The following is a 7,295-nucleotide window of genomic DNA, read 5'->3' on the forward strand; positions in this document are numbered from 1 at the left end:
CCGTCCCGGATCGGCCCACCTCCCGCTCCTCGACGGCCGGGGCCGTCGGACGCGGCACTAGCATGACCGCCATGCCCTCCAACGATGTGATCATCAGGCCGGCGCGGGACGAGGACGAGCGCGCGATCCGCGCCGTCGACCACGCCATCTGGTCCCCGCTCAGCGAGGTCGCCCCGCGCGGCCCCGAGGACGCGCCGGTCTTCGACCGGGACCACCGCCCCGACCAGTACCTGCTGGCCGAACTCGGCGGCCGCGTGGTCGGCTACGTCCGCCAGATCCGGGAGATCCCGCTCCCCTCCAACGCCCACGTCCGCCAGATCCAGGGCCTCGGCGTCCTCCCCGAGGCCCGCGGCCGCCGCATCGGCGACGCCCTGCTCACCGCCGCCTGCGAAGCCGCCCGCGCCGCCGGGGCCCGCCGGATGACCCTGCGCGTGCTCGGCCACAACACCCCGGCCCGCCGCCTCTACGAGCGCAACGGCTTCCAGGTCCTCGGCGTCCTGCCCGAGCACTTCCTCCTGGAGGACAGCTACGTCGACGACGTCTGGATGGGCCGCACCCTCGCCTGACCCGGCCGCCCTGCCCCGCCCGTCCGGACGGGGCCGGCCACCGGAGCTGACGCCCCGTCCTGGGCACCGCCCCGCACAGCACCCGGACGGCCGCCACCCGAAAGGCCCGGCCCCGCCCCGGCCCCGCTCAGTCCCCGTACAGCTCCCACAGCCGCGGGTAGCGGGCGGCCATCACCGCCCCGTCCGCGAAGTCGAAGAAGACGCCCTCGGCGGCCGGCGGCTGACGCACCCCCAGCTCCGGCAGCGGCAGCCCGGTCAGCCGCTCGTACGCCTCGTCGGCGGCGTAGCCGAGCTCCTCCGCGTCGCCGTCCTCCGCCTCGTCGAAGTCCGGCACCAGCTCGGCCAGCGCGTCCGGATCGTGCACCGCGCCCTCGAAGACCTCCCGGCCCTGGCCGATCAGCCAGCACCGGAAGTAGTCGAAGCCGTCCTCGGAGGCCCCGCCGAGCAGCAGGTAGGCGGCGCCCCACAGCTCCACCGTGTACGCCCGCTGGAAGCGCGCCTCGAACTGCCGGGCGAAGTCCAGCACGTCGTCCGGGGTGAGCCGCAGCAGTTGCTCGACCAGCGCCTCGGCCTGCTCGTCCGGGTCGCCCTCGGCCGCGTCCCGGGCGTCGTCGACCAGTTGCCAGAATCCCGTCTCGTCCATCACCGCTCCAGCCTCCACGATCGCCGCCCCGTTTGCACCCGATCGGCGGGCCGGTCGGGCCGGAACGCACGGGAGCCCCGCACCGTCCGGGGACGGTGCGGGGCTCCCGCGGAGTGCTTCGCAGCACGGGGCCTTACAGGCCGAGCTCGACCTCGAACTCGCCGGCCTCCAGGATCTCCTTGACCGCGACCAGGTAGCGGGCGGCGTCCGCGCCGTCCACCAGGCGGTGGTCGTAGGAGAGCGACAGGTAGGTCATGTCGCGGATGCCGATGGCGGTGCCGCCGTCGGACTCGATGACCACCGGGCGCTTCACGGTCGCGCCGATGCCCAGGATGGCGACCTGGTTCGGCGGGACGATGACGGTGTCGAACAGCGCACCGCGCGAACCGGTGTTGGAGATGGTGAAGGTCGCGCCGGACAGCTCGTCCGGGGTGATCTTGCTGTCGCGGACCTTCGAGGCCAGCTCCGCGGTCTTCTTCGAGATGCCGGCGATGTTGAGGTCGCCCGCGCCCTTGATGACCGGGGTCATCAGACCCTTCTCGGAGTCCACCGCGATACCGATGTTCTCGGTGTCGAAGTAGGTGATGGTGCCCTCGGCCTCGTTGATCCGGGCGTTGATGACCGCGTGGGCCTTCAGCGCCTGGGCGGCGGCCTTCACGAAGAACGGCATCGGGGACAGCTTCACGCCCTCGCGGGCCAGGAAGGAGTCCTTCGCCTTCGCGCGCAGCGACATGATCCGGGTGACGTCCACCTCGACCACGCTGGTCAGCTGGGCCTGCTCGTGCAGGGCCTTCAGCATGTTGTCGCCGATGACCTTGCGCATGCGGGTCATCTTGACGGTCTGGCCGCGCAGCGCGGACGGCGCGGCGGCGGCCTTCGCCGGGGCGGCGGCAGCGGGAGCGGCGGCGACCGGGGCCGGCGCGGCCTTGGCGGCCTCGGCCGCGGCGATCACGTCCTGCTTGCGGATGCGGCCGCCGACGCCGGTGCCGGCGACGGAGGCGAGCGCGACACCGTGCTCGGCGGCGAGCTTGCGCACCAGCGGGGTGACGTAGGCGTCACCGGCGTCCGCGGCCGGCGCGGCGGCGACCGGCGCGGCCGGAGCAGCCACCGGGGCCGGGGCGGCCGGAGCAGCGGGGGCGGCCGGGGCCGGAGCGGCCACCGGAGCCGGAGCGGCGGCAGCGGGCGCCGGAGCAGCCGGGGCGGCCGGAGCCGGGGCCGGGGCGGCCGGGGCAGCGGGAGCCGGGGCCGGGGCGGCGGGAGCAGCCGGAGCGGCGGCCGGGGCCGGAGCGGCCGGAGCCGAGCCCGCGGCGCCGATCAGCGCGAGCTGGCCGCCGACCTCGGCGGTCTCGTCCTCGCCGACCAGGATCTTCACCAGGGTGCCCGCCACGGGGGAGGGGATCTCGGTGTCGACCTTGTCGGTGGAGACCTCCAGCAGCGGCTCGTCGACCTCGACGGTGTCGCCCTCGGCCTTCAGCCAGCGGGTGACGGTGCCCTCGGTGACCGACTCGCCCAGCGCGGGCAGCAGCACCGGGGTGGCGTCGCCGGCCGGAGCGGCGGCGGCCGGAGCCGGAGCCGCCGGGGCCTCGGCGGCCGGGGCGGGGGCAGCGGGGGCCTCCGCCACCGGAGCGGCCGGGGCGGCGGCCGGGGCCGGAGCGGCCTCGGCGGCGGGCGCCGGGGCGGCGGCGGGGGCGCCGGAGCCGTCGTCGATGATCGCCAGCTCGGCGCCCACCTCGACGGTCTCGTCCTCGCCGACCTTGATCGAGGCCAGGACGCCGGAGGCCGGCGCCGGGATCTCGGTGTCGACCTTGTCGGTGGAGACCTCGAGCAGCGGCTCGTCGATCTCCACGCGCTCACCCTCGGCCTTCAGCCAGCGGGTGACGGTGCCTTCGGTCACGCTCTCGCCCAGCGCGGGCAGTGTTACTGAGACCGCCATGGTTCCAGCGACTCCTATCAAGTCTTGCGTACAGGAATGAACGGGGACGGGGGCGCGATCAGTCGTGCGCGTGCAGCGGCTTGCCGGCCAGCGCGAGGTGGGCCTCGCCGAGGGCCTCGGACTGGCTCGGGTGCGCGTGGATGAGCTGCGCGACCTCGGCGGGCAGGGCCTCCCAGTTGTAGATCAGCTGGGCCTCGCCGACCTGCTCGCCCATGCGGGCGCCGACCATGTGGACACCCACGACGGCGCCGTCCTTGACCTGGACCAGCTTGATCTCGCCGGCAGTCTTGAGGATCTTGCTCTTGCCGTTGCCGGCGAGGTTGTACTTGAGCGTGACGACCTTCTCCTTGCCGTACTGCTCGACGGCCTTGGCCTCGGTCAGGCCGACGGAGGCGACCTCCGGGTTGGAGTACGTCACCCGCGGGATGCCGTCGTAGTCGATCGGGACGACCTTCAGGCCGGCGATCCGCTCGGCCACCAGGATGCCCTCGGCGAAGCCGACGTGGGCCAGCTGCAGGGTCGGGACCAGGTCGCCGACGGCGGAGATGGTCGGCACGTTGGTGCGCAGGTACTCGTCGACCAGGACGTAGCCGCGGTCCATCGCGACGCCCTGCTCCTCGTAGCCCAGGCCGGCCGAGACCGGGCCGCGGCCGATCGCGACCAGCAGCACGTCGGCCTCGATGGACTTGCCGTTCTCGGTGGAGACCCGGACGCCGTTCTCGGTGTACTCCACGCCGGAGAAGCGGGACTTCAGCTCGAACTTGATGCCGCGCTTGCGGAAGGCGCGCTCCAACAGCTTGGAGGAGTTCTCGTCCTCCAGCGGCACCAGGTGCGGCAGGCCCTCGACGATGGTGACGTCGACGCCGAAGGACTTCCAGACCGAGGCGAACTCGCAGCCGATCACGCCGCCGCCGAGGATGATCGCCGACTTCGGGATGTAGTCGAGCTTCAGCGCGTGGTCGGAGGAGATGATCCGGTTGCCGTCGATGTCCAGGCCCGGGATCGAGCGCGGCACCGAGCCGGTGGCCAGGACGATGTGGCGGCCCTCGATGCGCTGGCCGTTGACGTCCACCGAGGTCTGCGAGGAGAGCTTGCCCTCGCCCTGGATGAAGGTGACCTTGCGCGAGGCGACCAGGCCCTGCAGGCCCTTGTACAGGCCGGCGACGACGTCGTCCTTGTACTTGTGGACGCCGTTGATGTCGATGCCCTGGAAGGTGGCGAGGACACCGAACTCGGCGGCTTCCTTGGTCTCGTCCGCGACCTCGGCGGCGTGCAGCAGCGCCTTGGTCGGGATGCAGCCGCGGTGCAGGCAGGTGCCGCCCAGCTCGCCCTTCTCGATCAGCGCGACGCTCAGGCCGAGCTGGGCGCCACGGAGCGCCGCGGCGTAACCGCCGCTTCCGCCTCCGAGAATGACTACGTCGAAAACGGTGCTGGCGTCGTTCGCCACGTCACGTCCTCCATGCAAAAGGTGCGGATCGCCGGGCCGGTCGCGGTCCGGTGGGTGAGTGCCCTCGTAAGGCGCCCAGTCGTGCCGGAAATACATCTTTGCACTTGTTGGCGGCAGGTGGCGTCGGCGGGTGCCCCGGGGCGCCCCCGGTGCGGCCCGCGCGTCGGCGGTATGACCCGTTCTCGGAGGTATCGTCGCAGCTCACGGCCGGGAAAACGGCAAGCGGAGGTACTCCGTCCGGGGGTCTTCGCCAGGCTGGTTCCGCCCTGCGGAATCAATTTTCGCCGGAGGCGAACACAGCCTCGAATTGGTATCGAGTGCTACCGGCTGGTAATGCGCGTGGGGCCCGGCACCCACCGGTGCCGGGCCCCACGCGTCGGATCACTTGCCCGCGGCGGTGTCCTCCGCGAAGCGGACCAGGGTGCGCACCGCGCTCGCGGTGCCGCCCTTCGGGGTGTAGCCGGACGCGCCGCCCTCGTTGAACGCCGGGCCGGCGATGTCCAGGTGCGCCCAGGAGATGCCCTCGGCGACGAACTCCTGCAGGAACAGGCCGGCCACCAGGCCGCCGCCCATCCGCTCGCCCATGTTCGCCAGGTCCGCGACGGTCGACTCGACCATGCCCTTGCGCAGGTCGGCCGGCAGCGGCATCGGCCAGGACGCCTCGCCCACCGCGCCCGCGGTCTCGTGCAGACGGGTGCGCAGCGCCTCGTCGTTGGCCATCACGCCGAAGGTGCGGGTGCCCAGCGCCAGCACCATCGCGCCGGTCAGGGTCGCCACGTCGACGATCACGTCGGGCTGCTCCTCGCCGGCCCGGACGATCGCGTCGGCCAGCACCAGCCGGCCCTCGGCGTCGGTGTTCAGCACCTCGACGGTCTTGCCGCCGTACATCCGCAGCACGTCGCCCGGACGGGTCGCCGAGCCGGACGGCATGTTCTCCGCCAGCGCCAGCCACGCCGTCACGTTGACCTGCAGGCCCAGCCGCTTGGCGGCGACCACGGCGGCGAACACCGCGGCGGCGCCCGCCATGTCGCACTTCATGGTCTCGTTGTGGCCGGCCGGCTTCAGCGAGATGCCGCCCGAGTCGTAGGTGATGCCCTTGCCGACGAAGGCCAGCGAGGCCTTCGCCTTCGGGTGGGTGTACGCCACCTTCACCAGCCGCGGCGGGTTCGCCGAGCCGACGCCCACGCCCAGGATGCCGCCGAAGCCGCCCTTGGCCAGCGCCTTCTCGTCCAGCACCTCGACCTTGAGGCCGTGCTCCTTGCCGGCCGCCTGGGCGATCGCGGCGAAGGACTTCGGGTTCAGGTCGTTCGGGGCGGTGTTGACCAGGTCGCGGGCCCGGTTCATCTCCTCGCCGATCGCCGCGGCGCGCTCCACCGCGACCTTGGCGTCCTTCGAGCCCTTGCGCTCCACCAGCAGCACCAGCTCGGCGACCGGGGCCTTGGCGACCTCGGCCTTGTAGCTGCCGAAGGAGTAGGTGCCGAGCAGGCCGCCCAGCGCGACCGCCTCGACCTCGTCGGCCGAGACCGCCGGCAGCGCCAGCGCGACCTTCTTCGAACCGGCCAGCGTGCGGGCGGCGGTGCCGGCCGCCTTGCGCAGCTCCTCGGCACCGTACGCGCCCTCGGCGGCCGCGCCCAGGCCCACGGCCAGCACCAGCGGCGCCTTGGCGCCGGCCGGAGCGGGAAGCTTGACCGCCTCACCCTCGGCACCGGTGGCGCCCAGGGTGGTGAGGACCTCGGCCAGCTTGCCCTCGAACGCCTCGACGACCGCCTCGGCGCCCGGAGCGACGACCAGGCCCTTGGGCCCCTTCGCCACACCGATCACCAGGGCATCCGCACGCAGGCTCACGGCGGAGGAGGTGCTCACAGACAGTGCAGTCACGACAAATGCGTCCTGTTCTTTTCGCGGTCCACAGCCGGTGACGGCTCCGTTGCCGACCGGCAAAACCCAGGCAGACTCCGCGGCGAAACGGGGCGCAGGGCCAGGGTGCTCACCGCATGGTAGTCCGCATATTGGGATCGCGCCGCCCCGCCTGCCCCGTGCACGAACCGCCGCGAACCGTGACGGTGCGTGAGTTCGCGTACGGGAACAGGGCGGACGCCCGCTCACACCAGCGCGAGCGCCACCAGCGCCGCGGTCGCCGAGGTCTCCACCAGCGCACCCAGCACGTCCCCGGTCACCCCGCCGAACCGCCGCACGCACCGCCGCAGCAGGGCCCCCGCGGCGAGCACCCCGCACAGCACCGCCACCCCCGACTGCCAGCGCACCGCCGCCGCCACCGCGGCCACCAGCACCGTCACCGCCACCGCCACCGCCGGCCGCACGGTGGCCGCCACCATCGCCCCCAGCCCGCCCGGCCGGGCCGCCGGCACCGACCGCAGGCACCCCCACGCCAACGCCGCCCGCCCCGCCACCGCGGCCACCACCGCCGCCAGCGCACCGCGCACCGGCGACACCGCGAACTGCCCGGCCAGTGCCGCGACCTGGGCGAGCATCAGCAGCAGCAGCGTCAGCACGCCGAACGGGCCGATGTCCGACTGCTTCATGATCCGCAACGCGTCCCCGGCCGGCTTCCCGCTGCCCAGCCCGTCCGCGACGTCCGCCACCCCGTCCAGGTGCAGCCCCCGGGTCAGCACCGCACCCACCGCGACCACCGCCACCCCGCTGAGCAACGCCCCGCCCCGCCACGCGACCAGCGCCCCCGCGCCC

At 73.4% G+C, this 7,295-nt stretch carries 6 protein-coding genes; 1 reads left to right on the forward strand and 5 read right to left on the reverse strand.

Features of this window, described 5'->3' with window-relative positions:
- The first annotated feature begins 62 nt into the window (after positions 1 to 62).
- Positions 63 to 566: a GNAT family N-acetyltransferase gene (locus IH44_RS0118830; RefSeq protein WP_030460775.1), complete on the forward strand. Its 504-nt coding sequence runs from the start codon at positions 63 to 65 to the stop codon at positions 564 to 566.
- Between the two features lie 127 nt (positions 567 to 693).
- Here the strand turns inward: IH44_RS0118830 and IH44_RS0118835 are convergent, their stop codons facing one another.
- From IH44_RS0118835 to IH44_RS0118855, 5 genes are all read right to left on the reverse strand, one after another.
- Complete coding sequence (locus tag IH44_RS0118835) at positions 694 to 1,209, reverse strand: DUF4240 domain-containing protein (RefSeq protein WP_030460776.1); 516 nt, start codon at positions 1,207 to 1,209, stop codon at positions 694 to 696.
- 133 nt (positions 1,210 to 1,342) lie between these two features.
- The gene (gene sucB, locus IH44_RS0118840) at positions 1,343 to 3,142 is read right to left on the reverse strand and encodes a 2-oxoglutarate dehydrogenase, E2 component, dihydrolipoamide succinyltransferase (RefSeq protein WP_030460777.1); all 1,800 of its coding nucleotides are present in this window, start codon (positions 3,140 to 3,142) and stop codon (positions 1,343 to 1,345) included.
- 58 nt (positions 3,143 to 3,200) lie between these two features.
- Positions 3,201 to 4,607, reverse strand: a complete 1,407-nt coding sequence (gene lpdA / locus IH44_RS0118845; RefSeq protein ID WP_106973967.1) for a dihydrolipoyl dehydrogenase — start codon at positions 4,605 to 4,607, stop codon at positions 3,201 to 3,203.
- A 363-nt stretch (positions 4,608 to 4,970) separates the two neighbouring features.
- On the reverse strand, positions 4,971 to 6,467 hold the full coding sequence (locus tag IH44_RS0118850; RefSeq protein WP_030460779.1) for a leucyl aminopeptidase: 1,497 nt from the start codon (positions 6,465 to 6,467) through the stop codon (positions 4,971 to 4,973).
- 224 nt (positions 6,468 to 6,691) lie between these two features.
- On the reverse strand, positions 6,692 to 7,295 hold a 604-nt coding region (locus tag IH44_RS0118855; RefSeq protein WP_030460780.1), incomplete at its 5' end, for an adenosylcobinamide-GDP ribazoletransferase.

Origin of the sequence: Kitasatospora sp. NRRL B-11411, from assembly GCF_000721345.1 — a bacterium.
Classification (GTDB): domain Bacteria; phylum Actinomycetota; class Actinomycetes; order Streptomycetales; family Streptomycetaceae; genus Kitasatospora; species Kitasatospora cineracea.